The 21,874-nt window shown below is 65.3% G+C and carries 24 protein-coding genes; 17 read left to right on the top strand and 7 right to left on the bottom strand.

Annotated elements, in window-relative coordinates:
• Positions 1-192: 192 nt before the first annotated feature.
• From ACQ651_RS04200 to mmsB, 5 genes are all read left to right on the top strand, one after another.
• Positions 193-774, top strand: a complete 582-nt coding sequence (locus ACQ651_RS04200) for a L,D-transpeptidase (RefSeq protein WP_227285466.1) — start codon at positions 193-195, stop codon at positions 772-774.
• Positions 775-872: 98 nt separating this feature from the next.
• Positions 873-2,006, top strand: coding sequence for a carboxylate-amine ligase (locus ACQ651_RS04195; protein WP_227285465.1), 1,134 nt, complete (start codon positions 873-875; stop codon positions 2,004-2,006).
• 67 nt (positions 2,007-2,073) lie between these two features.
• Positions 2,074-3,219 carry an acyl-CoA dehydrogenase family protein gene (locus tag ACQ651_RS04190; RefSeq protein ID WP_430448460.1) on the top strand — a complete coding sequence of 382 codons (1,146 nt, stop codon included), beginning with the start codon at positions 2,074-2,076 and terminating at the stop codon, positions 3,217-3,219.
• A 45-nt stretch (positions 3,220-3,264) separates the two neighbouring features.
• The gene (locus tag ACQ651_RS04185) at positions 3,265-4,302 is read left to right on the top strand and encodes an enoyl-CoA hydratase/isomerase family protein (RefSeq protein ID WP_430448459.1); all 1,038 of its coding nucleotides are present in this window, start codon (positions 3,265-3,267) and stop codon (positions 4,300-4,302) included.
• An 18-nt stretch (positions 4,303-4,320) separates the two neighbouring features.
• Positions 4,321-5,193: a 3-hydroxyisobutyrate dehydrogenase gene (gene mmsB / locus ACQ651_RS04180; protein ID WP_430448457.1), complete on the top strand. Its 873-nt coding sequence runs from the start codon at positions 4,321-4,323 to the stop codon at positions 5,191-5,193.
• Here the strand turns inward: mmsB and ACQ651_RS04175 are convergent.
• Together ACQ651_RS04175 and ACQ651_RS04170 are read right to left on the bottom strand one after the other, a co-directional pair.
• The gene (locus ACQ651_RS04175) at positions 5,190-5,693 is read right to left on the bottom strand and encodes an SRPBCC family protein (RefSeq protein ID WP_430448455.1); all 504 of its coding nucleotides are present in this window, start codon (positions 5,691-5,693) and stop codon (positions 5,190-5,192) included. The two genes, mmsB and ACQ651_RS04175, sit on opposite strands and share 4 nt — an antisense overlap.
• Positions 5,690-6,034, bottom strand: coding sequence for an ArsR/SmtB family transcription factor (locus ACQ651_RS04170; RefSeq protein ID WP_430448453.1), 345 nt, complete (start codon positions 6,032-6,034; stop codon positions 5,690-5,692). Before ACQ651_RS04170 ends, ACQ651_RS04175 begins: the two co-directional genes overlap by 4 nt.
• A gap of 287 nt (positions 6,035-6,321) precedes the next feature.
• Here ACQ651_RS04170 and ACQ651_RS04165 point away from each other — a divergent pair, with 287 nt between their 5' ends.
• From ACQ651_RS04165 to ACQ651_RS04145, 5 genes are all read left to right on the top strand, one after another.
• On the top strand, positions 6,322-6,732 hold the full coding sequence (locus ACQ651_RS04165; protein WP_227285459.1) for a DUF2852 domain-containing protein: 411 nt from the start codon (positions 6,322-6,324) through the stop codon (positions 6,730-6,732).
• Between the two features lie 82 nt (positions 6,733-6,814).
• Positions 6,815-7,288 (top strand): DUF2852 domain-containing protein, encoded by a 474-nt coding sequence (locus ACQ651_RS04160; RefSeq protein WP_227285458.1) that lies wholly within the window; start codon positions 6,815-6,817, stop codon positions 7,286-7,288.
• A gap of 97 nt (positions 7,289-7,385) precedes the next feature.
• A complete protein-coding gene (locus ACQ651_RS04155; protein WP_430448452.1) occupies positions 7,386-7,826 on the top strand; it encodes an RDD family protein in 441 nt (146 codons plus the stop codon).
• Positions 7,827-7,919: 93 nt separating this feature from the next.
• Entirely contained in the window at positions 7,920-8,738 is an 819-nt protein-coding gene (locus tag ACQ651_RS04150; RefSeq protein ID WP_227285456.1) for an arginyltransferase, read from the top strand.
• Between the two features lie 3 nt (positions 8,739-8,741).
• On the top strand, positions 8,742-9,128 hold the full coding sequence (locus ACQ651_RS04145) for a VOC family protein (RefSeq protein ID WP_430448450.1): 387 nt from the start codon (positions 8,742-8,744) through the stop codon (positions 9,126-9,128).
• A gap of 156 nt (positions 9,129-9,284) precedes the next feature.
• On the opposite strand, the gene ACQ651_RS04140 is transcribed toward ACQ651_RS04145, so the two are convergent.
• The 3 genes from ACQ651_RS04140 to ACQ651_RS04130 form a co-directional block, all read right to left on the bottom strand.
• Positions 9,285-11,642: a TRAP transporter large permease gene (locus tag ACQ651_RS04140; protein WP_430448449.1), complete on the bottom strand. Its 2,358-nt coding sequence runs from the start codon at positions 11,640-11,642 to the stop codon at positions 9,285-9,287.
• Between the two features lie 48 nt (positions 11,643-11,690).
• The gene (locus ACQ651_RS04135) at positions 11,691-12,602 is read right to left on the bottom strand and encodes a TRAP transporter small permease subunit (RefSeq protein WP_375552655.1); all 912 of its coding nucleotides are present in this window, start codon (positions 12,600-12,602) and stop codon (positions 11,691-11,693) included.
• Between the two features lie 123 nt (positions 12,603-12,725).
• A complete protein-coding gene (locus ACQ651_RS04130; protein ID WP_227285451.1) occupies positions 12,726-13,814 on the bottom strand; it encodes a TRAP transporter substrate-binding protein in 1,089 nt (362 codons plus the stop codon).
• A 743-nt stretch (positions 13,815-14,557) separates the two neighbouring features.
• On the opposite strand from ACQ651_RS04130, the gene ACQ651_RS04125 reads away from it, so the two are divergent.
• The 4 genes from ACQ651_RS04125 (at position 14,558) to ilvN (ending at position 17,975) form a co-directional block, all read left to right on the top strand.
• The gene (locus tag ACQ651_RS04125; RefSeq protein ID WP_430448448.1) at positions 14,558-16,312 is read left to right on the top strand and encodes an acetolactate synthase 3 large subunit; all 1,755 of its coding nucleotides are present in this window, start codon (positions 14,558-14,560) and stop codon (positions 16,310-16,312) included.
• Positions 16,309-16,818 carry a hypothetical protein gene (locus ACQ651_RS04120; protein ID WP_227285449.1) on the top strand — a complete coding sequence of 170 codons (510 nt, stop codon included), beginning with the start codon at positions 16,309-16,311 and terminating at the stop codon, positions 16,816-16,818. Before ACQ651_RS04125 ends, ACQ651_RS04120 begins: the two co-directional genes overlap by 4 nt.
• Entirely contained in the window at positions 16,815-17,345 is a 531-nt protein-coding gene (locus ACQ651_RS04115) for a hypothetical protein (RefSeq protein WP_430448446.1), read from the top strand. The genes ACQ651_RS04120 and ACQ651_RS04115 overlap by 4 nt, the downstream gene beginning before the upstream one ends.
• 69 nt (positions 17,346-17,414) lie before the next feature.
• On the top strand, positions 17,415-17,975 hold the full coding sequence (ilvN, locus tag ACQ651_RS04110) for an acetolactate synthase small subunit (protein ID WP_227285447.1): 561 nt from the start codon (positions 17,415-17,417) through the stop codon (positions 17,973-17,975).
• 189 nt (positions 17,976-18,164) lie between these two features.
• Here ilvN and ACQ651_RS04105 read toward each other — a convergent pair whose 3' ends face one another.
• Positions 18,165-18,449, bottom strand: coding sequence for a hypothetical protein (locus ACQ651_RS04105; protein ID WP_121898303.1), 285 nt, complete (start codon positions 18,447-18,449; stop codon positions 18,165-18,167).
• 515 nt (positions 18,450-18,964) lie between these two features.
• On the opposite strand from ACQ651_RS04105, the gene ACQ651_RS04100 reads away from it, so the two are divergent.
• The 3 genes from ACQ651_RS04100 (at position 18,965) to ACQ651_RS04090 (ending at position 21,012) form a co-directional block, all read left to right on the top strand.
• Positions 18,965-19,465 (top strand): RNA polymerase sigma factor, encoded by a 501-nt coding sequence (locus tag ACQ651_RS04100; protein ID WP_430448445.1) that lies wholly within the window; start codon positions 18,965-18,967, stop codon positions 19,463-19,465.
• A 186-nt stretch (positions 19,466-19,651) separates the two neighbouring features.
• Positions 19,652-20,800 carry an aromatic ring-hydroxylating oxygenase subunit alpha gene (locus ACQ651_RS04095; RefSeq protein WP_430448443.1) on the top strand — a complete coding sequence of 383 codons (1,149 nt, stop codon included), beginning with the start codon at positions 19,652-19,654 and terminating at the stop codon, positions 20,798-20,800.
• Entirely contained in the window at positions 20,797-21,012 is a 216-nt protein-coding gene (locus tag ACQ651_RS04090) for a hypothetical protein (RefSeq protein WP_227285444.1), read from the top strand. Before ACQ651_RS04095 ends, ACQ651_RS04090 begins: the two co-directional genes overlap by 4 nt.
• Before the next feature lie 104 nt (positions 21,013-21,116).
• On the opposite strand, the gene ACQ651_RS04085 is transcribed toward ACQ651_RS04090, so the two are convergent.
• Entirely contained in the window at positions 21,117-21,710 is a 594-nt protein-coding gene (locus ACQ651_RS04085; protein ID WP_430448441.1) for a lytic transglycosylase domain-containing protein, read from the bottom strand.
• Between the last annotated feature and the right edge of the window lie 164 nt (positions 21,711-21,874).

Below are 21,874 nucleotides of genomic sequence, written 5' to 3'. Positions count from 1 at the left end.
CTTTGTAAAATGACTTCATGAAATAACTTGACGTAAGGGAAGCCTGCCGGATCGGGCCCGGCCGGGCAATGGAGGAATGCCTTACCCTGCATCCACGGTCTGACAATTGCGTGAGGTGCCCCGCGCGCCGTTGTCCGCGCGCGTCGCGGACACCACATACCTGCAAAAGGCAAAAGAATGAGGGAGAAACCGATGAGCGGATCACGGATCACACGGCGGAGCACGCTGTTGAGCGGCGCGGCGGTGCTGGCCACCCCGATGCTGGCCATGGCTGAGGCCCCTGCCCCGAACGTGCGGGCCGGCGCCGGCACAAGGCGCAACCTGTCATCGTTCCGGGTGCAGCGCTGGCAGGACCATTTCGACAGCCTTGGCCGGGCCACCATCGTCGCCGATATCCAGTCCCGCGCGCTGCATTACTGGAGCGCCGATGGCAGCGATTACCGGCTTTACCCGTCCTCCGTGCCGCTGACCGACGAGCTGACGCGGCGCGGCTATTCCGAGATCGTGCGCAAGCGTGTGGACCCGGACTGGACGCCGACGCAATCCATGCGGGAACGCGACCCGTCGCTGCCCGCCTATATGCCACCGGGGCCGGACAACCCGCTTGGCACCCATGCGATGTACCTGACATGGCCGGCCTATCTGATCCATGGCACTCATGACACGCGCAAGATCGGGCGGCGGTCGTCTTCGGGCTGCATCGGGCTGTTCAACGAACATATCGCCGAGCTGTTCGAGCTGACGCCGATCGGCGCGCAGGTCCGGCTGCTGTAGCGCGGGGCCGCGCGGGCCGGGCCCGCGGGCGACCAAATCGCGGTTTTCTCTTGGCAATTCGCTCGCGGATCGCTTTGCTGGGGCAAAAGGAGACCGCGATGGCGCCATCCATGCCGCCCTTTTCCATGGGCATCGAGGAAGAATACCTGCTGGTCGACAGCCAGTCCCTTGATCTGGTCGAGGCGCCCGAGGCCCTGATGGAGGCATGCAAGGCCGAGCTTGAAGGCCAGGTCAGCCCGGAATTCCTGGCCTGCCAGATCGAGATCGGCACCAAGGTCTGCGCGAATATCGCAGAGGCGCGGGAGGATCTGAAGCGGCTCCGCGCCTGCGTGGCGAAACAGGCCGCCACCTTCGACATGGCGCCGATCGCGGTGTCCTGCCACCCGTTCGCGGACTGGAAGCATCAGACCCATACGGACAAGGAGCGCTACAACACGCTTGAGAGGGATCTGGCCGGTGTGGCCCGGCGGATGCTGATCTGCGGGATGCATGTGCATGTGGGGCTGGATGACAACGATCTGCGCAACGACCTGATGGGGCAGTTGAGCTATTTCCTGCCGCATCTTCTGGCGCTGTCGACCTCGTCGCCCTACTGGCAGGGGCAGGATACGGGGCTTGCCAGCTACCGGCTTACGATTTTCGACAATCTGCCGCGCACCGGGCTGCCGCCGCATTTCGACAGCTGGTCGGATTATCGCCGGTCGGTGGATGCGATCATCGAACTGGGGCTGGTGGAGGATTCCTCGAAGATCTGGTGGGATCTGCGCCCTTCGCACCAGTTCCCGACGCTGGAGACCCGGATTTGCGATGTGATGCCGCGGCTGGAACACACGATTTCGGTGGCGGCGCTGATCCAGAGCCTTGCGCGGATGCTGACGCGGCTGCGGCAGAAAAACCAGCGCTGGCGGCTGTATGACCGGTTTCTGGTGGGCGAGAACCGGTGGCGCGCGCAACGCTACGGGGTGGGTGACGGGCTGATCGATTTCGGGCGGCGCGCGCTGGTGCCGATGACCGAATTGCTCGACGAGATCATCGAGCTGGTGCAGGAGGACGCCGAGGCGCTTGGCTGTCTGGCCGAGGTCGAGGGGGCGCGGAACATCCTGCGCGACGGCACCAGTTCGGAGCGTCAGCGCGGCGTCTATGACGGCGCGCGGGTCGCCGAACGGGATCATGACGAGGCGATGCGCGACGTGGTGCGGCATTTGATCGAGGAGTATCATGCCGACCTGTGAGGGCTTGCAATAGTTCTGCAACAATCGCTAATTAAACAATCGTTCAATTCATCGAGGGAGGGAGCCGATGGACTTCGCACTGACGGAGGAGCAGGAGGCGATTTTCGAGATGGCGCGCGGGTTCGGATCCGAGCATATCGCGCCCCATGCCCAGGCCTGGGAGAGCGACGGCATGATCCCGAAAGAGCTTTGGCCGAAGCTGGCCGAACTCGGGTTCGGCGGGCTTTACGTCTCGGAGGAGAACGGCGGATCGGGCCTGTCCCGACTGGATGCGACGCTGGTGTTCGAGGCGCTGTCGATGGCCTGCCCCTCGGTCGCGGCGTTTCTGTCGATCCACAACATGTGCGCCGCGATGGTGGAAAAATTCGGCAGCCCCGACCTGAAGGCCCGGTTTCTGCCCAGGGCCATCGCGATGGAGAGCTTTCTTGCCTATTGCCTGACCGAACCCGGCAGCGGCTCGGACGCGGCGGCCCTGAAGACCCGCGCGGAACGGACCAATGACGGCTACCGGCTGACCGGCACCAAGGCGTTCATCTCGGGCGGGGGCTATGCGGATGCCTATATCGTCATGTGCCGGACCGGCGAGGGCGGGCCGCGGGGCATATCCTCCATCATCGTGGAGGACGGGGCGCCGGGGCTGAGCTTCGGCGGGCTGGAGGAGAAAATGGGCTGGCGGTCGCAGCCTACGCGGCAGGTGCAGCTGGACGATTGCGCCGTGCCGGCCGAGAACCTGCTGGGAGAAGAGGGCAAGGGTTTCAGCTATGCGATGGCGGGGCTGGACGGGGGCCGGCTGAACATCGCGGCCTGTTCGCTTGGCGCGGCGCAGGCGGCGCTGGAGGCCACGCTGGCCTATATGGGCGAACGGACGGCCTTCGGGCAGCCGATCGACCAGTTTCAGGCGTTGCAGTTCCGGCTTGCCGATATGGAGATCGAGCTTCAGGCGGCGCGCGTGTTCCTGCGGCAGGCGGCGTGGAAGCTGGATCATGGTGCGGCGGATGCCTCCAAGCATTGCGCGATGGCGAAGAAATTCGTGACCGAGGCGGGAAGCCGCATCGCCGATCAATGCCTGCAACTGCATGGCGGTTACGGCTATCTGGCCGATTACGGGGTGGAGAAGATCGTGCGCGATCTGCGGGTTCATCAGATCCTCGAAGGCACGAACGAGATCATGCGGGTGATCACCGCGCGGCATCTCTTGGCGGAGCGGGGCTAGGCCGCGCGCACCGGGCGGGCCGCAATGACTGAGGCAGGAGGTTTGATGAGCACCGATATCCATATCCGCATCGAGGGCCGCGCGGGGCGGATCACGCTGAACCGGCCCGACGCGCTGAACGCGGTGACCCACGAGATGTGTCTGGCGATCGAAGAGGCGCTGATGGCCTGGGAGGGGGACCCGGCCATAGCCCTGCTGGTGATCGACGGCACCGGCGAGCGGGCGTTCAGCGCCGGCGGCGACCTGATGCAGATGTACGAGACCGGCACGCGGGGCGATTTCGGCTACGGGCGCAGGTTCTGGGCCGATGAATACCGGATGAACCGGCGGATGTTCGAATTTCCGAAACCGGTCGTGACCTTTCTGCACGGGTTCACCATGGGCGGCGGCGTCGGCGTCGGCTGCCACGGGTCGCACCGGATCGTCTGCGAGGACAGCCAGATCGCGATGCCGGAATGCGGCATCGGGCTTGTGCCCGATGTGGGCGGCTCGCTGTTGCTGGCGCGCGCGCCGGGGCGCGTGGGCGAGTATCTGGGCGTAACCGGCACCCGGATGGGCCCGGGCTGCGCGATTTTCGCGGGCTTTGCCGATTACTACATTCCGCGCGCCGACTGGCCCCGGCTGATCGGGGTCTTGTGCGAAACCGGCGACTGGGACGCGGTGGACCGGAGCGCCCTGCCCCCGCCCGACTGCCCGATGGCCGCGATGCAGGCCGATATAGACGACAGCTTTGCCGGGGAAACCCTGCGCGATATCCTGACGATGCTGGAGTTTCGGGACACGGAGTTCGCCCGCGAGAGCCTGAAGAAGATCGCGCGCAATGCGCCCCTGTCCATGGCCTGCACGGTGGAGCTGGTGCATCGGGCGCGCAGCCGGGACCGGATCGACGAGGCACTGATGCAGGAATACCGCTTTACCTCGCGGTCGATGGAACAGGGCGATTTTCTGGAAGGCATCCGCGCCCAGATCATCGACAAGGACCGCACACCGAAATGGGCCCATGCGGCGGCCCGGGATGTGACGCCGGTGGAGGTGGCGCAGATGCTGCGCCCGGTTCCGGCGGCGGACGCACCGGATATCTAGCAACAGGGACATTACGCCATGAAGATCGGGTTTATCGGGTTGGGAAACATGGGCGCGCCGATGGCGGCCAATCTGGCGACGGCGGGCCATCGGGTGACCGGGTTCGACCTTGTGGCCGAATGCCCCGAGGGGGTGAGCCAGGCCCGCAGCGCGGCCGAGGCCGCGGGCGACCGGGATGTGGTGATCACGATGCTGCCCAATGGTGCGATCCTGCGCCGGGTGGCCGACGAGATCCTGCCGGCGATGCGGCCGGGCGCGGTGCTGGTGGATTGCTCCACCGTGGAGGTGGACGCGGCCCGCGACGTGGCGGGCGCAGCAGAGGCGGCGGGTCTCGGGTTTCTCGACGCGCCGGTTTCCGGCGGGGTTGGCGGCGCGGCGGCGGGCACGCTGACCTTCATGGTGGGCGGCAGCGACGCGGCATTCGAGACCGCCAGACCGCTTTTCGACATCATGGGCCAGAAAGCGGTGCATTGCGGCGGCGCGGGAAACGGACAGGCGGCGAAGATCTGCAACAACATGATCCTCGGCGTGACCATGATCGCCACCTGCGAAGCCTTCGCGCTGGCCGACAAGCTGGGGCTGGACCGGCAGGCGATGTTCGATGTCGTCAGCACCTCGTCGGGGTATAGCTGGACGATGAACGCCTATTGCCCGGCCCCCGGCATCGGCCCGCAGAGCCCCGCCGACAACGGGTACAAACCCGGCTTCGCGGCGGACCTGATGCTGAAGGATCTGCGCCTGAGCCAGCAGGCCGCCGAGGCCGCGGATGCCGACACGCCCATGGGTCAGGCGGCGATGGCGCTCTATCAGCGGTTCGTGGAGGAAGAAGGCGGCGCGGGCCGCGATTTCTCCGCCATGCTGCCCCGGTTCGAAGGGCGCGGACGCGGCTAGGACATCCCGGGGATCAGCCGGTCGAGCTGCCGGTAGCTTTGCTCCATCCCGTCGGTCATGCCGGTTTCAAGCGCGGCCCGGCAGGCTTCGGCCGAGGCAAAGGCGATCCGCGTGGTCAGGACCGTTTCCGGACCATCCTCAGCGAAATCGATGGTGATGATGCTGGGCGACCCCATTTCCCCGCCCATGGTGCCGGGATCGTAGATCTGCGTTTCCACCAGCCGGGCGTGGGTGACAACCTCCAGAAACTCTCCGTGAAAGCCGAAAATGGCGCCATCGGCCTCGTTCCGCCATTGCCAGCGATAGGCGCCGCCCACGCGCAGGTCCATCTCGCAGACCGGCATGGTCCATCCGGGCGGGCCAAGCAGCCAGCGCTGCATCAGCGCCGGTTCGGTATAGGCCCGGAAGACCAGAGCGCGCGGCGCGGCGAACCGGCGGGTGACGAGGATTTCCGCATCGCCCGGCTGTGTGACCCGGGCCTTGTTCGAAGGGGTGGTCATGTGTCGTCTCCGGTCTGATTGGGGGGAGCGTCCTGCATCTCGGCCAGAAGCGCGTCCAGCCGGGCGTAGGTCTGCTCGAACGCGGCGCGGACATCTTCCAGCCAGTCCCGCGCAGGGGTCAGCGCCTCGGCCTTCAGGGCCCGCGGGCGCGACTGGCCCGCAACCCGCCCCTCGATCAGCCCCGCCTCCTCCAGTACCTTGAGATGGCGGGACATGGCGGGCTGGCTGATGCGGGAAAGCGCGCGCAGTTGGGTGACGGTCGCCTCCCCGCTGGCGAGCCTTGCGAGGATTGCGCGCCGGGTGGGATCGGACAGCGCGGCGAAGGTTCGGTCAAGCTGCATGGCATGGGCATCCTGTTAAATGCATATATGCTTATATAACAGATTCGCTATGTAATGTCTCCTGGAAGAATGTCTCCTGGAAGATAGTGTCTTCTGGAAAGCCGGATGCGGCATCCGGCACGGGAGGGTCGCGGGCAGACCGATGCACCCGATCACTCCCTCCTTCGGGCCGCATGTAAAAAAGATTCACTTTTTGACATGCGCCCTCTTGCGCGGCGCGGGCGGAATGCCATATGAGTTAATGTGATTAACATTAACATCCAAGCACGGATAAAGGAGCACAGCAAATGTCTACAACAGCCGCCCACGTCGAAACCGCCCAAGGCTGGTTTTCGCGTTCCGAGGCCTGGCTTGACAGCAAAGGCAAAGGTGCCTGGATCGCTGCCATGATCCTTGGCTTCATCTTCTTCTGGCCCATCGGGCTGGCCCTTCTGTTCTATATGATCTGGAGCAAACGCATGTTCAACGGTTCCTGCAAATCCCGCCGTCTTGCCCATATGGGCAGCCACAACTTCCGCAGCTCGGGCAACACGGCGTTCGACAGCTACAAGGCCGATACGCTGCGGCGGCTGGAAGAGGAGCAGACCGCGTTCGAGGAATTCCTGCAACGCCTGCGGGATGCCAAGGACAAGGCCGAGTTCGACCAGTTCATGAACGATCGCAAGAAGCCGGCAACGGCCGACGAGTCCGACGACTGACGTGAAATGCCGGGCCCGCGAAAAACGGGTCCGGCGATCCTTTATTGCGGATATTGGCCGCGCGTTCTGAAGGAAAGACATCATGACCACCAACAGTGGAGCCTCTTCATCATCTGCAGTGCCGAGCCAGCGCATCCCGGTCCCGGTGCAGATCCTCTCGATCCTCGTCTATGGCGGTTTCGCGATTTCGGTTTCGATCGTGGCGATGGCGCTGTTCGGCCTGATCGGGGTTTTTCTGGCCGTTCTCTTCGCCTGGCAATGGGGCCGCATCCCCGCACTGGGCGGCCGCATGAGCGTTGACGACGCGGTCGATCTGCTTCGCCCGGAGGTGGAGCGCAGCGCACCGAGATCGAGCGGCAACCAGAGCTTCGACTCCTATCGCGACCAGCTTCTCAACCGGCTTGAAAAGGAGCAGACGGAATTCGAGGGCTTCCTGTCGCGGCTGCGCGCCGCCAAGGACACGTTCGAGTTCGACAGGTTCATGGATGACCGCGCCATGTCGCGGGGCCATGAGCAGAGCCGCCCGGCCGCAGCTCTCGTCCCCCACTCCGGCTGAGCGCAACGCGGTCCCGGGCCGGTCACAGCCCTCCCGGCTCCGGGGCCGCGACATCATTCATCTTGCAAAAGGTTCACGACCCCCCATGTCCAGTTCCATGTCATTTTCTTCCCGCCTGCCCGACCCGCATTACCAGTCCGTCTTCTACGAGGGCGTGCCCGCGAAACGGTTTTTCGCCTGGCTGATCGATGTCGCGCTGATCACGCTGATCACGGTGACCCTGGGCATCCTGACGCTGACGCTGCTGTTCTTCCTGTGGCCGCTGGTCTATCTGACCGTGAGTTTCCTCTATCGCACGATCACCATCGCGGGCGGCTCCGCCACGCTTGGCATGCGGATCATGAACCTCCAGTTGCGCGGCCCCACGGGCGAGCGGCTTTCGGCCGGCGAGGCGACGATCCACACGCTGACCTATCTCACCTGTTCGGCCTTCCTGCTGCCGCAAGTGATCTCCGCGGTACTGATCGTGATCGGCGACAAACACCAGGGCCTGCATGACATGCTGATCGGATCGGCCGCCATCAACCGCCCCCGCTGACCGGATCATCGTTAACGAAACAAAAACCAGTTGCCCCCAACCGGGCGACTGGTGCAGGCTTTGGCGTAACACGCGGACAACTCAGCCTTGGATATGCGCCACACCCTTCCGATTGCCACACAGTTCTATGTGACAGCGCCGCAGACCTGCCCCTATCTGGATGGCCGGCGGGAGCGGAAACTGTTCACGGCGTTGCAGGGGGAACATGCGGGCAAGCTGAACGATGCCCTGTCCAAGCAGGGCTTTCGCCGGTCGCAGAACGTGCTTTACCGGCCATCCTGCGCGGATTGCTCGGCCTGTCTGTCGGCGCGGATCCGGGTGGCGGATTTCGAACCCTCGAAAAGCCAGCGCCGGTCGATCCGCCGCAACGCCCATCTGACCCGCACCGCGCGGTCGCCATGGGCGACCGAGGAACAATATGCCCTCTTCCGCCGCTATCTTGACAGCCGCCATGCCGATGGCGGGATGGCGGATATGGATGTGTTCGAATTCGCCGCGATGATCGAGGAGACGCCGGTCCGGTCGCGGGTTGTGGAGTATCGCGACAGCACGACCGACGAGCTGACGGCGGTGTGCCTGACGGATGTGCTGGATGACGGGCTGAGCCTTGTCTACAGCTTCTTCCGGCCGGATCTGCCGGCCCAGTCGCTTGGCACCTATGTGATCCTCGACCATCTGGAAATCGCGCGCGAGGCGGGGCTGCCCCATGTCTATCTGGGCTATTGGGTGCCCGGCAGCAGCAAGATGGGCTACAAGGCCAACTTCTCCGCCCTGGAGATCTATCTCGATGGCGCGTGGCAGGATCTGGGTGACCCTGCGGAATACTCCAACCAGACCCATCCGCTCTCCGTTGATCCCATCGCGCAGCAGGTGGCGCAGATCAGCCTGCCCGACCTGCGCGCCGACGATTGAGACGTGCCGCGGCTGGCCACGATCACCCTGCTGGTGCCGGATTACGACGCGGGCCTTGCGTTTTTCGTGGGCGGCCTCGGCTGGACCTGCACCGCGGACGAGGATCAGGGACGCAAGCGATGGGTGACCGTTTCCGCTGACCCGGAGGGCGGTGCTGCGCTGCTCCTCTCCGAGGCGACGACACCGCTCCAGACCCGGACCATCGGCGCGCAGACCGGCGACCGGGTGGCGTTTTTCCTTGAAACCGATGATTTCGGGCGCGACGCGGCCCGGATCACCGCCGCCGGCGGCACCTTCCTCGAAGCGCCGCGGACGGAGCCCTATGGCACCGTCGCGCAATGGCGCGACCCGTTCGGCAATCTGTGGGATTTGCTCCAGCCCGCAGGCTGACGCGCGCTCGTCATCTTGGGCGAAACGACCTTATGAGGCGCGTGTGGTGTGCCCCAATTGCCCTGCCTGCCCGGCGTCCCCGCGTCACCGCAAAAACCAAACGGGCCGGACGCCTCCCCACGTCCGGCCCGGTGCCGCCTTGAGGCCGATCTCGGATCAGGGCAGCAGGTCCGGCACGATCGTCACGATCCCCGGGAACAGCCAGAGCAGCGCCAACCCGATCACCTGGATCCCCACGAAGGGGATGACACCGCGGTAGATATGCCCCGTTGTCACCGATTTCGGCGCCACGCCGCGCAGGTAGAAGAGCGCGAAGCCGAATGGTGGCGTCAGGAACGAGGTCTGCAGGTTCACCGCGATCATGATCGTCACCCATTTCGGATCGAGCGTGCCGCCATAGATGACCGGCCCCACGATCGGGATCACGATGTAGATGATCTCCAGGAAATCCAGCACGAAGCCCAGGATGAACAGGATCAGCATCACCAGCAGGAACACCACCATCTCGTTGTCGAAGGCGCGCAGGAACTGCTGGATGTAATGCTCCCCGCCGAAGGAGATCAGCACGAGGTTCAGAAGCTGCGAGCCGATCAGGATGGTGAAGACCATCGAGGTGACCTTGGCCGTTTCCCGCACCACGGGGCCCAGAACGCTGGTCCGGAACAGCACCCAACAGCTGAACAGCAGGCCGAAGAAGGCGAAATGATAGGCACCCTGCGCCACGACATAGGCGACCCAATCGGCAAAGGGCACGCTTTCGCGCGTGATCCGCAGGTCGAAGTTCACACCCACGATGATCATGATCACAAGGGCGAAGCTGGCCCAGATCACGATCTTGGACTTGCCGTTCTCCTCCTTCAGCTTGCGATAGGCCGCGAGCATGATGGCACCCGCCGCGCCGAGCGCCGCCGCCGGGGTCGGGTTGGTGATCCCGCCCAGGATGGAGCCCAGAACCGCCACGATCAGGACCAGCGGCGGGAACACGACGCGCAACAGCTCGTTCTTCGACAGCCGCATCATCGCGACACGGCAGCCGTAGAGCGTGAGCAGCGTGGGGACCGCCAGGATCATGAAGGTGGCGCCCGGGCCGGTCAGCGGCCCGATCAGCAGGATATCGGCCAGAAGGGCCAGCACGATACCGCCCCCGCCGATGATCAGCGGCATCGGATCGCCGGAGGGCGACACACCGCGCGCGATGATCAGCACCAGAGCGAGCAGCGTGAAGAGCACCGCGACACCGGTGCCGATGGGCGCGGCATTGGCCAGCTCATCGGCGCGCGCGGCGATCATTTCCTCTTCGGTGAGTTCGACGGCCCGGTCGCCATCGGTCCCGGCCTCGACCTGAGCGGCGCGTTGCGCGACCGCCTCATCCCAGGCCTCCTGCCCGTGCAGATCGATCATCGCGGCCTGACACTGTTCGGAGACGTTGGTCCGCAGGGCGGGGCCCGCTTCCCGCTCGGCATAGTCGGAAACGAAGATCGTCTGGCTGCCCACAAGGCCGGCGGACCCGGCCAGAACCATGGCCACGATCAGTGCGACCGGCGCCGCCAGATACCAGGTCAGCGCTTCGTTGCGGGTGACCGGCTCGCTGTTGCTGCCGCCTTCGATGACCACCGGCGGTGCCGCGGAGGGTTTGACCAGCGCGAAGCCGAAGGCATAGGCGCCGTAGAGGAACGCCAGGAACAGACCCGGCAAAAGCGCCGCCTGGAACAGGGTGCCCACCGACAGGACCGCCGGTTCGCCCAGGAAGGTCAGCGCGTCGGAACAGCCCGCAAGCTGCGCGCGGGTTTCCTGACCGGTCGCATAGAGGTCGCCCACGAGCGTGCCCAGAAGAACGATGACGATGGAGGGCGGGATGATCTGGCCCAACGTGCCCGAGGCCGCGATGACGCCGGTGGCGAGTTCGGGCGAATAATTGTTGCGCAGCATCGTCGGCAGGGCCAGCAGGCCCATAGTCACCACGGTGGCGCCGACAATCCCGGTGGAGGCGGCGAGGAAGGCGCCCACGATCACGATGGAAACCGCGAGGCCGCCGGGCAGCGGGCCGAAGACGCGGGCCATGGTGGTGAGCAGGTCTTCGGCGATCTTGGAGCGTTCCAGCGTGATGCCCATCATCACGAACATCAGAACCGCCAGCAGGGTTTCGATGCTCTGGCCCGCGATCACCCGCTCGTTCATCCGGTTGACGATGAAGGAAATGTTCCGGTCCATCGCCTGTTCCCAGCCGCCGGGAAACAGGGCCTCTTCGATCCGGGGCAATTCGGGGTATCGGAAGACCGATATGGCGTCCCGCGCCACCCCCTCGGCCACCAGCGCGGAGTATTCGGCCGAGCTTGTGTCGATGGCCTGATGGATCAGGAGCCCCGCACTGTCGAGCGCAGCGATGATCGCGAAGGAAATGACCCCGGCCCCGCCGATGGCGAAGGCCACCGGAAAGCCGGTCATGATCCCTGCGAAGAGTGTCAGGAAGACGATGATCAGTCCGATCTCGACTCCATCCAATCCGAAAAGCATGTGCTTATGTCCCTTTGCTGCGCGCGTCTTTGGCGTCGTCGTTACGGATCAGGTCGAGCCCGAGTGAATCGCGTGTTCGAGGTCTTCGGCCTCGTCACCGGTGGTGTCGTAATCGGCATATTTGCCCGCGCTCTCCTCGCCTTCGATCCATTCGAGGTAGGAGCGCCAGAAAAACGCGATGGCCTGCAGGAACACCATGACGCAGAACGCCACGATCAGGATCTTGAACAGGAAATACGCGTTGAAGCCGTTCGGGCTGAAACCGATCGTCTCGACATTCCAGCGGAAGATGCGGGCCTGCATCAGCATCCGGTCGAGATCGCTGGTGGCGGTCACCGTGGGCGTCATCAGGTGGCGCCACATGAAGAACCAGGCGTAGAGATAGGTGATGGTGATCGCCGGGATCATGAAGAACAGGCTGCCGAACATGTCGATCACGCGCCGCGTGCGGTGACTGACGGCGGAATAGACCAGATCGACGCGGACATGGCTGCCCTGCGCGAAGGTGTAGGACACGCAGAGGCAGACAACGATGGCATTGTAGAGCTTCAGCTCCTCGCCCCACCAGCTGAGATCTTGCGAAAACGCGGTGCCGAGCGGGCCGATCTGTATTTCCGCGACCCGGAAAATGCGCTGCAGGAACACGATCATGACCTGCTGGAGGACCATCAGCAGGCCGGCCCAGGCCGCGAACCGGCCGACGCCGTTCGCAAAGGCCTCCAGCCCGCGCACGCAGGTCCAGAGAATTTCGCGCTTCCAGGCCATGCCGAGCGCGGTGATCACGGCGAAGGCGGTCATGACCACGAAGAAGAATTCGACCGAAGCCCCGTAATAGATGAAGCGCATCACCGCTTCGGGGTTGGACCAGTTCAGCCAGTCGCCGGGGTTCGTGATCGCAAGGAACAGATGGTACGGCGCCAGCGCGATATTCTGCAGCACCCAGACGATGAAGTCGATCATACGGTTGTCCCCCCCCGAACGCGGCCGAATTGCGGACGCGACGATCATGGTATGTCTCGAAGCTGGCCCCGCCCGCCTGGATTACGGGTCGGGCGGGGCCATCATGGTTCCACCTGAGGCGGATTAACCGGCGGCGTTGACCCGGTTACGCTGACGCATGTACTCGCCATCGGCGATCTCGTACCAGCCGGCCGATTCTTCCATCGATGCGAAGTAGCTGTTGGCGATTTCCGAATAGATCGGGTCGCCCATGTTCTCTTCGCGGACCTCGGCGGAGGCACGACCGAACGCATCCCAGACATCGTCGGGGAACTGACGCACCTGCACGCCACCGGCCTGCAGACGGGCGAGGGCTGCACCGTTTTCGGCCAGCGACAGCGCCGTGTTCTGTGCGTGTGCGGCCTGCGCGGCGACGTTGACGATCGCCTTGTGCTGTTCGCTCAGCTCGTTCCAGATGTCGAGGTTGAAGCCCAGCGCCAGCGCCGAACCCGGCTCGTGGAAACCGGCGGCGTAGTAGGTGTTGGTGACCTCCTGGAAGCCCATGCGCTCGTCCGCATAGGGGCCGATCCACTCGGCGCCGTCGATCTGGCCGCTTGCCAGCGCCTGATAGATCTCCCCGCCGGGGATGTTCTGAACCGAGGCGCCGAGGCGACCGAGAACCTGACCGCCCTGCCCCGGCATCCGGAACCGCAGACCCTGCAAGTCTTCCGCCGAGGTGATCTCGATATTGTACCAGCCGCCGGGCTGCATCGCGGTCATGCCGCACATGATCGGCTTGAGGTTGAACAGCGACGACAGGTTGTCATGCAGGTCCTGACCGCCACGGCGATAGTACCAGTTGGCCATTTCCTGCGCCGTCATGCCGAAGGGCACGGAGGTGAAGAAGGCGAAAGCCGGGTGCTGGTTCAGGAAGTAGTATTCCGCGGAATGGTAGACATCCGCCTGACCCGAAGACACGGCGTCGAACACTTCGAACGCGCCGACGAGGCTGCCCGCGGGCATCTTGTTGAAGCTCAGCGCGCCATCGGTCATCGCGGTGATGTAGTCGATGGCCAGCTGTGCCGCATCGTCGAAGATGGCGAAGCCATCCGGCACGGACGTGACCATGGTCAGCGTCCGGTTGCCCTGCGCGTAGGCCGGTGCGGCCAGCGTTGTCGATGCCGCTGCCGCGCCACCAAGTGCAGACGTTCTCAAGAAAGAACGACGATCCATATGGTATCCTCCCCATTCGGAATTGCCGCTATCCCCCTCGGATAGCGGATTATTGGTTCATGGTGACCGCACGTTAGCGAAGCCGTGGGTCGCAGAAAACAGTTTTCAACTCGAAACACGGTTTTTTGTCAAATTTTTTTACCAAAATCGGCTTTTGGGCGGATTTTCCACCTCAGGTTGCATAACGTTATCGCTAACTCCCGTGGATGCCCGAAAAATTAGCTTCGGGTGCAAGGAATTCGCGCCGGGATCGGTCGTGACTCGGGGTCTGTCGCCGCCCGGATCGGCCCGGACGCGACCCGTTTGCATGGAAATCACCGGCCTGTCACCGAGGCCCGGGCGCCGCAGGTCGGGCCACCGGCGGGCGGGATTGCCCCGGATCACGGACCCCGGCGGGGCCGCGGGTGCGGCGGCCTGCCCCGGATCACGCCCGATACGCCGGTTCGGGCGGCCGCATTGCGGGGAAGAGGCCGTGCGCGCAGCATTCTTGCGCAAAAAATCGCGCCCGAGACAGTTTATTAGCGGAATTGCCTGTTGACGCCTCTGGCACCCGCTCCTAATGTCCCGCGCAGACGATAACTCAGAGGGTCACATGACCGGCATTCTCGTACTTGTAGGAAACACGCGCATGGGTCGGTAACGACAACCATATCGGTTTCCCATGCGCCCCCGCCGGATCGGGGGCTTTTTTATGCGAGAGTGTCGGCGGACACGCCACACAGACGGTAAAGGACAAGGGCAAGATGACACGTCAGATGACCGGCGCACAGATGGTGGTCGAGGCTTTGAAGGATCAGGGCGTCGATACGATTTTCGGCTATCCGGGCGGCGCGGTGCTTCCGATCTATGACGAGGTGTTCCAGCAAAACGAGATCCGCCACATCCTGGTCCGCCATGAACAGGGCGCGGTGCACGCGGCCGAAGGCTATGCGCGCGCCACCGGCCGGCCGGGCGTGGTTCTGGTGACCTCCGGCCCCGGGGCGACGAATGCGGTGACCGGGCTGACCGATGCCCTGATGGATTCGATCCCGATCGTGGTTCTGACCGGTCAGGTGCCGACCTTCATGATCGGATCGGACGCGTTTCAGGAAGCCGACACGGTGGGCATCACCCGGCCCTGCACCAAGATGAACTGGCTGGTCAAGGAGACCGAGGCGCTTTCGGGCACGATCCACGAAGCCTTCCATATCGCCACCGCGGGCCGGCCCGGCCCCGTTCTGGTGGACATTCCCAAGGATGTGCAGTTCGCCACCGGCACCTATACCGACAAGCGGCAGATCAGGCTGCACCATTACCAGCCGCGCGTGAAGGGCGACACGGAGATCATCACCGCGCTGGTCGAGGCGATGGAAACGGCCGAGCGGCCGGTTTTCTACACCGGCGGCGGGGTGATCAACTCGGGCCCGCAGGCCAGCACCCTGCTGCGCGAACTGGTGGAGGCGACCGGGTTTCCCATCACCTCGACCCTGATGGGTCTGGGCAGCTACCCGGCCTCGGGCAGGAACTGGCTGGGGATGCTGGGGATGCACGGGCTCTACGAGGCCAATCTGGCGATGCATGGCTGCGACCTGATGATCAATATCGGGGCGCGGTTCGACGACCGGATCACCGGGCGCATCGCCGATTTCAGCCCCGGATCGCGCAAGGCCCATGTGGATATCGACCCCTCCTCGATCAACAAGGTGATCCATGCCGATTTCCCGATCATCGGCGATGTGGCCCATGTGCTGGAGGATATGCTGCGGATCTGGAAGGCGCGCGGGCGCAAGACCAATTCCGCCGCGCTGGCCAAGTGGTGGGATCAGATCGAGACGTGGCGCAAGACCGATTGCCTGTCCTACAAGCCCGACGCCAAGACGATCAAACCGCAATACGCGCTGGAACGGCTTGAGGCGCTGACCAAGGATCACGACCGCTATATCTGCACCGAGGTGGGCCAGCACCAGATGTGGGCCGCGCAATATCTCGGGTTCGAGGGGCCGAACCGCTGGATGACCTCGGGCGGTCTCGGCACGATGGGCTACGGGTTCCCGGCCTCCATCGGGGTGCAGGTCGCCCATCCCGACGCGCTGGTCATCAATGTCGCCGGAGAGGCATCGTGGCTGATGAACATGCAGGAGATGGGCACCGCGGTGCAGTATCGCCTGCCGGTGAAGCAGTTCATCCTCAACAATGAACGGCTCGGCATGGTGCGCCAGTGGCAGGAGCTGCTGCATGGCGAGCGCTACAGCCACAGCTGGTCGGAGGCGCTGCCCGATTTCGTGAAGCTGGCCGAGGCGTTCGGCGCCAAGGGGATCATCTGCAAGGATCCCGCCGATCTGGATGACGCGATCATGGAGATGCTGGCCTATGACGGGCCGGTGATCTTCGATTGTCTGGTCGAGAAGCACGAGAACTGCTTCCCGATGATCCCGTCGGGCAAGGCCCATAACGAGATGCTTCTGGGCGAGGCGGAGACCCAGGGCGTGATCGGCGCCGAGGGGGGCGTTCTGGTGTGACATCCCGAGCGGCCATATGCGGCGCCGCGCTGGTGGCGTGGCTCGGGGCCGTGGGCCTTGCCGGGTCAGTCGCGCGGGCCGACACGCCCGGCAGCCTGCACGAGCTTCTGTGCGACCGGACGCTCCATGTCTATTACGGGATCGGCAACCAGATCGAGTTTCTTGCGGCCAATGGCGACAGCTATTTCTGGCGGCCCGGCAGCGCGGCGGTCATCGTGGGCGCATGGCGCATCGGCGAGACGCAGCAGGGCGGCGAGGACATCTGTTTCCAATATGCCGAAGGCGCGCTCCACCCGGGCTATGACGGGGAGGAGTTCTGCTTTTCGGGCGACTGGTTTCTGGGCACCTTTCTCAGGGACGGCCTGCGCGACGGCGACCCCTACAACCTGCGCAGCGGCACCCCGCCCCATGTTCTTGCCGCGCAGCCGCCGCTCGATATCGCCACGCTCAGCATGGATTTCCCCGATGACGCGCGCAGCACAAGCTGCAGCGCCAACCTGTCATGAGCGCCGGTGAGCTTGCCCGTGCGGGGCGGCCGATGCGCCACCGCGCCCGCCTTGCCGGGATTTTTGCGGCCGCTCTCACCGCCCTGCCCGCCGGCGCGCAGGACGCGGCCTCGATCCTCGCGCTGATCTGCGGGCGTACGGTGCATTACTTCAGCCCCGAGCTTGGCAACCAGATCGAATACACCGCGCCCGACGGCTCCGCCTATCTCTGGCATAGCGGCAACGAGGGTCTGGTGCTGGGCACCTGGGAGGTCACGGAGATCACGCCCGATATCGGGGAGGTCTGCTATGTCTATCGTCCGGGCTCGTTCGGCGCGGACGATCCGGGTTCGGAATTCTGCTTCGACTGGGAGATGCTGATCTCGGATGTGCCGCAAGATGGTGTGCGCGACGGCGACCCCTACAATCTCGCCTCCGGCCTGCGCCCGTTCGCCCTGCCCTTCACCCGGCCCGTTTCGGTCGCGGCGCTGCGGACCGAGTTTCCCGACCAACCGCCCGAACGGGCCTGCGGCACCTTGATGATGTGACCGCCCCGCAAGATTGCCGACCCCTCGGGGCCGCGCGCCCACAAGACCCCCAAAGATGGAAGCCCGAACATGTCCCCGCTGAAAATCGAACAAGGCGCCAGCAGCCATTCCGCCTATGACCTTCGCAGCCATATGTCCGACGAGATCGAGACCCATACGCTGGCCGTCCTGGTCACCAACGAGGCCGGCGTTCTGGCCCGCGTCATCGGCCTGTTCTCGGGCCGCGGCTACAATATCGACAGCCTGACCGTGGCCGAGGTGGACCATGAAGGCCATCGCAGCCGCATCACCATCGTGACCAGCGGCACGCCGCAGGTGATCCAGCAGATCAAGATGCAGCTGGAACGCATGGTGCCCGTCCACGAGGTCTCGGACCTGTCGGTCGAAGGCGCCTTCGTCAGCCGTGAACTCGCGCTGATCAAGGTGATGGGCAAGGGCGAGGCCCGGGTGGAGGCGTTGCGGATTGCCGAGATCTTCCGCGCCAATGTGGTGGATTCGACGCTGGAAAGCTTTGTTTTCGAGATCACCGGCACGCCGGACAAGATCGACGCCTTTTGCGAACTGATGCGTCCGCTTGGCGATGTGCGTCTGGCCCGGACGGGCGTGGCGGCAATCGCGCGCGGGGTCTGAGCCGCGCTGGTTCGCCCGGCGACCCCGAAACGACATTTTCGGGCCGTAATCGGGCCGGTCCCGTCGGTCGGAACCGGCCCCTGTGATTAGAACCGGCGCAGCCGAGGCATAAACAGCCGCGCCGGTTCCCGCATGCACCCTGCCCCGGTGGATCGGGGATTACGGGGCGCAGGTACACACGTCCCCGCGTTAACCTGCGGGAATGATGCCGGCCTCTTGCGCCGCATTCAGTTCATCCGCATCCAGCGCGCCGCTTTCATCGGCGTCCAGCGTGGCGAAATCCGTCTCGGTCATGTCGGGCATGGCCATCAACAGCTCGGTATACGAGACCAGCCCGTCGCCATCGGTATCCAGCGACGAGCCCTGGCCCATCGCGTAGCTTGCGGCAACGAGACCCATGACAAGCGCCAGCGCGCCGAGCCAGAGAGCGAAAGTGCGGCGGCCCGTGGCCTGTTTGATTTGGGGAAAGGTCATCCGTGTCGTCTCCTTTGAGAACAGTTGGGTTTCGAGGGCCGGTCCGAACCGGCACCCGTGGTTACCAAGACAAGGTTAGCGAGAGTTTAATCCCCCCATCGCACCGCCCGCCCGATCTCGGCAGGGCCCCGCTGAAACCGCGCCACCGGACCCAGCAAGCCGCCGCCGATGCAAATGAGCCCGCGCGGTCCTTCGCCGATCCGCCGCCGCTTTGGGCCAGCCGCCGCCGAGATGGACGGGCCAATGCGCACCCCCGATTGCACATGCCCCGCGCGTGCCTAAGGGTGAGGCCCATGCCACATCTCAAACCCGTCCCGAGAGCGTCCATGCCCCAGCCCCGGCCCCCGTCCGACGGACCCCGACCCGACCCTCAGGCCCGGCCAGACGGCCCGCCGCGCCCGCACCACGCGCCGCTGGATGTCGCGGCGATGCACCCTGACGGCGGGCACGCCCCGTTTGACGGTCCCGCCCCGTCTGACGGCCCCGCCCCATCCGACGGCCCCGCCCCGCGGGTGATGCCCACCGATACCGCCCGCAAGCTGGAGGCGCTCCTTCCCGATCTGCGGCGGGTCGGACGGCGCCTGAGCCGGACATGGGAGGATGCCGACGATCTGGTGCAGGACACGCTCCTGCGGGTCTGGACCCGGATGGCCGATCCGGAGGGCGGGGAGATCGAGGATCTGCGCGCCTATGCCTTCACCGCCTTGCGCAACCGGGCGCGCGCGCGAAGCCTGCCCTGGGCCGAACTGACGACCGAGCCCGCCAGCCCGCCGGAGGCGCCCGCGCGCCTTGCCTGCGCCGAAACGCTGGCCGCGATCGACGCGCTGCCCGCCGATCAGGCCCATCTGCTGCGCCTGCGCGCGCTTGAGGGCCAGAGCTATGCGGAGATCGCGGCGGCCACGGGGCTGCCCATCGGGACCGTCACCTCGCGGCTGGCGCGGGGGCGTGCGGCGCTCTGCGAGAAGATGGGGCTGAGCCCCGACACGCCGGTATCCGCATTACTCGACCAGGGCTGAGACCGGCGGGCGGCACCGCAAGCGCACCGAAAGCCCCGCCCGAACCCCGCCCCGTCATCACACCCATGCCCGCACGCTCCGCGGTTTGTTCGCGACATGGCCCATGTCGCCAGTGAAGAAGACGGCCCCCGACCCGCCGCGCCAGCCTGTCGCGGTGAGACTGACACGCCGAGGGGGTTCAAGCACATGGCCGACGATATGCGGATCACCGGGCTGGAAGACGTCCAAGCCCCGATCGAACGGGCCCGTGGCCTGCCCAACGCCCATTACACGGACCCCGCAACCATTGCCGAGGAGACCCGCGCGGTGCTGGCCGATACCTGGGCCGGGCTGGCGGTGGGCGCGGATGTGCCCGCGCCGGGCGATGCCGTGCCGATCAGCTTTCTGGGCCAGCCGCTTCTGTTGCTGCGGGACGAGGCGGGGCAGGTTCGCGTGTTCCAGAACATCTGCCGCCATCGCGGCATGATCCTCGTCTCCGCGCCGCGCCGGATCGAGGGCGCGATCCGCTGCCCCTATCATTCCTGGTGCTATGCCAAGGATGGGCGGCTGGTGGCCACGCCCCATGTGGGCGGCCCCGGCCGGAACAGCCATGCGGGGATCGACCGCGCCACGCTTGGGCTGATCGAGGTCCGCAGCCATGTCTGGCGCGATGTGGTTTTCGTGAACCTGTCGGGCGACGCGCCCGGCTTCGCGGAGGTTCATGGCGATGTCATCGCGCGGTGGGCGGAGTTCGACAGACCGCTTCACCATGGCGGCGAGGACAGCCGCTTCACGCTGGATGTGGCGACGAACTGGAAACTGGCGGTGGAGAATTACTGCGAGAGCTATCACCTGCCCTGGGTTCATCCGGGCCTGAACAGCTATTCCCGGCTGGAGGATCACTATCATATCGAGGCGCCGGGCCGGTTTTCCGGTCAGGGCACCCATGTCTATCGGCAACTGACCGATGAGGCGGGCCGGAGCTTCCCCGATTTCGAGGGACTGTCGCCGAAATGGGACACGGGCGCGGAATACATCTCTCTTTTTCCCAATGTGCTGTTCGGGGTTCACCGCGACCACGCCTATTCGATCGTTCTGGAACCGGTCGGCCATATGCGGACGCGGGAGCACGTGAACATCTACTATGCGCGCCCCGACACCGACCCGGCCCTGCGCGCGCGGAATGCCGAGCAGTGGCGCGCCGTCTTCGAGGAGGACATTTTCGTGGTCGAGGGGATGCAGGCCGGGCGCGCCGCGCCGGGGTTCGATGGCGGGCGGTTTTCACCGGCGATGGACGGCCCCACGCATCTGTTCCACGCCTGGGTCGCGGGCCGGATCGCCGCCCGGCGGGCATGACGCGCGACGATCTGGACCGCGCCCTTCTGGCGGCCCATGCCAGGGACGACCGGGCGGCGCTGATCGGGCTTTATGCCAAGGCGTCGGACATGGCGACGGACCGGACGGCCCGCGCCTTCTATCTGACGCAGGCCTATGTCTTTGCGCTTGAGGCGGGCACGCCGGAGGCCGAGAGGCTGCGCGGAGGACTGAAGGCGCTGAACGCGATCTGACAGGAGTTCAACCGGCGCGGCGGGCGGGGTGCGGGCGTGATGCGGTCGGTCGGGGGACTGGATGACGGCGAGACCGACGGACAGGCGCGGTTCCCGCGGCGGGCTCAGCTGCTGCCCAGGATCACGCGCACGTAGTTCCGCGTTTCGCGGAACGGCGGCACGCCATTGTGCCGGGTCACGGCTTCGGGGCCCGCGTTATAGGCCGCCAGCGCAAGCCGCCAGGACCCGAATGCGCGGTATTGCTCCGCCAGATACCGCGCGCCGCCATCGAGGTTCTGCGACGGATCGCGCGGGTTCACGCCCAGAATGCGCGCCGTGCCGGGCATCAACTGCGCCAGACCGATGGCGCCCGCATGGCTGACCGCATCGGGGTTCCAGTTGCTTTCCTGACTGACCAGCCGCAGAAACAGGTCTTCGGGAATTCCGTGACGCCGCGCGGCGGCGCGGGCCAGATCGAGATAGGGGCCGCGATAGCTGCCGGTCCAGCGGGGCACGACGGTGGAGGCGCTGCCGGCGCTTTCGGTGTAATTGGGGGTCAGCCGTACCGAGGCCGCGTATTGGGTGGAGGCGCGGTTGTCCAGAAGCCGCGTTGCGGAGCTGAACCGGTCGCGTTGCGTATCGGCCAGCGCGGTGCCTGCCACAAGGCACATGGCCCCGCCGATCAGCGCGAGACGCGCCGCAAATCCTCTGTCCCCCATGGCTATCCGATCCCCCGTGACGCCCCGAACCAACGCGCGCATAATACGGAAACCCGCCGCCATTTCCAGTACCAGCGTGCCCGGGCCGGGCAATTCACCTTCCATTCACCAAATTCGGATGGTCTAACTCTGGATCAGATGCAGATTCGTGCGACGATTTTCCA

The sequence above is a fragment of the Rhodophyticola sp. genome, assembly GCF_965284195.1.
Classification (GTDB): Bacteria; Pseudomonadota; Alphaproteobacteria; order Rhodobacterales; family Rhodobacteraceae; genus Rhodophyticola.
This window is presented reverse-complemented; position numbering and strand designations above follow the sequence as displayed.

Bases quoted from the DNA above. Each gene is read 5' to 3' on its own strand.
- ACQ651_RS04140 (WP_430448449.1), bottom strand. From the start codon at position 11,642: ATGCTTTTCGGATTGGATGGAGTCGAGATCGGACTGATCATCGTCTTC.
- ilvN (WP_227285447.1), top strand. From the start codon at position 17,415: ATGTCCCCGCTGAAAATCGAACAAGGCGCCAGCAGCCATTCCGCCTAT.
- ACQ651_RS04200 (WP_227285466.1), top strand. From the start codon at position 193: ATGAGCGGATCACGGATCACACGGCGGAGCACGCTGTTGAGCGGCGCG.
- mmsB (WP_430448457.1), top strand. From the start codon at position 4,321: ATGAAGATCGGGTTTATCGGGTTGGGAAACATGGGCGCGCCGATGGCG.
- ACQ651_RS04125 (WP_430448448.1), top strand. From the start codon at position 14,558: ATGACACGTCAGATGACCGGCGCACAGATGGTGGTCGAGGCTTTGAAG.
- ACQ651_RS04090 (WP_227285444.1), top strand. From the start codon at position 20,797: ATGACGCGCGACGATCTGGACCGCGCCCTTCTGGCGGCCCATGCCAGG.
- ACQ651_RS04150 (WP_227285456.1), top strand. From the start codon at position 7,920: ATGCGCCACACCCTTCCGATTGCCACACAGTTCTATGTGACAGCGCCG.
- ACQ651_RS04190 (WP_430448460.1), top strand. From the start codon at position 2,074: ATGGACTTCGCACTGACGGAGGAGCAGGAGGCGATTTTCGAGATGGCG.
- ACQ651_RS04175 (WP_430448455.1), bottom strand. From the start codon at position 5,693: ATGACCACCCCTTCGAACAAGGCCCGGGTCACACAGCCGGGCGATGCG.
- ACQ651_RS04135 (WP_375552655.1), bottom strand. From the start codon at position 12,602: ATGATCGACTTCATCGTCTGGGTGCTGCAGAATATCGCGCTGGCGCCG.
- ACQ651_RS04155 (WP_430448452.1), top strand. From the start codon at position 7,386: ATGTCATTTTCTTCCCGCCTGCCCGACCCGCATTACCAGTCCGTCTTC.
- ACQ651_RS04195 (WP_227285465.1), top strand. From the start codon at position 873: ATGGCGCCATCCATGCCGCCCTTTTCCATGGGCATCGAGGAAGAATAC.
- ACQ651_RS04085 (WP_430448441.1), bottom strand. From the start codon at position 21,710: ATGGGGGACAGAGGATTTGCGGCGCGTCTCGCGCTGATCGGCGGGGCC.
- ACQ651_RS04105 (WP_121898303.1), bottom strand. From the start codon at position 18,449: ATGACCTTTCCCCAAATCAAACAGGCCACGGGCCGCCGCACTTTCGCT.
- ACQ651_RS04185 (WP_430448459.1), top strand. From the start codon at position 3,265: ATGAGCACCGATATCCATATCCGCATCGAGGGCCGCGCGGGGCGGATC.
- ACQ651_RS04165 (WP_227285459.1), top strand. From the start codon at position 6,322: ATGTCTACAACAGCCGCCCACGTCGAAACCGCCCAAGGCTGGTTTTCG.
- ACQ651_RS04095 (WP_430448443.1), top strand. From the start codon at position 19,652: ATGGCCGACGATATGCGGATCACCGGGCTGGAAGACGTCCAAGCCCCG.
- ACQ651_RS04100 (WP_430448445.1), top strand. From the start codon at position 18,965: ATGCCCACCGATACCGCCCGCAAGCTGGAGGCGCTCCTTCCCGATCTG.
- ACQ651_RS04160 (WP_227285458.1), top strand. From the start codon at position 6,815: ATGACCACCAACAGTGGAGCCTCTTCATCATCTGCAGTGCCGAGCCAG.
- ACQ651_RS04130 (WP_227285451.1), bottom strand. From the start codon at position 13,814: ATGGATCGTCGTTCTTTCTTGAGAACGTCTGCACTTGGTGGCGCGGCA.
- ACQ651_RS04170 (WP_430448453.1), bottom strand. From the start codon at position 6,034: ATGCAGCTTGACCGAACCTTCGCCGCGCTGTCCGATCCCACCCGGCGC.
- ACQ651_RS04115 (WP_430448446.1), top strand. From the start codon at position 16,815: ATGAGCGCCGGTGAGCTTGCCCGTGCGGGGCGGCCGATGCGCCACCGC.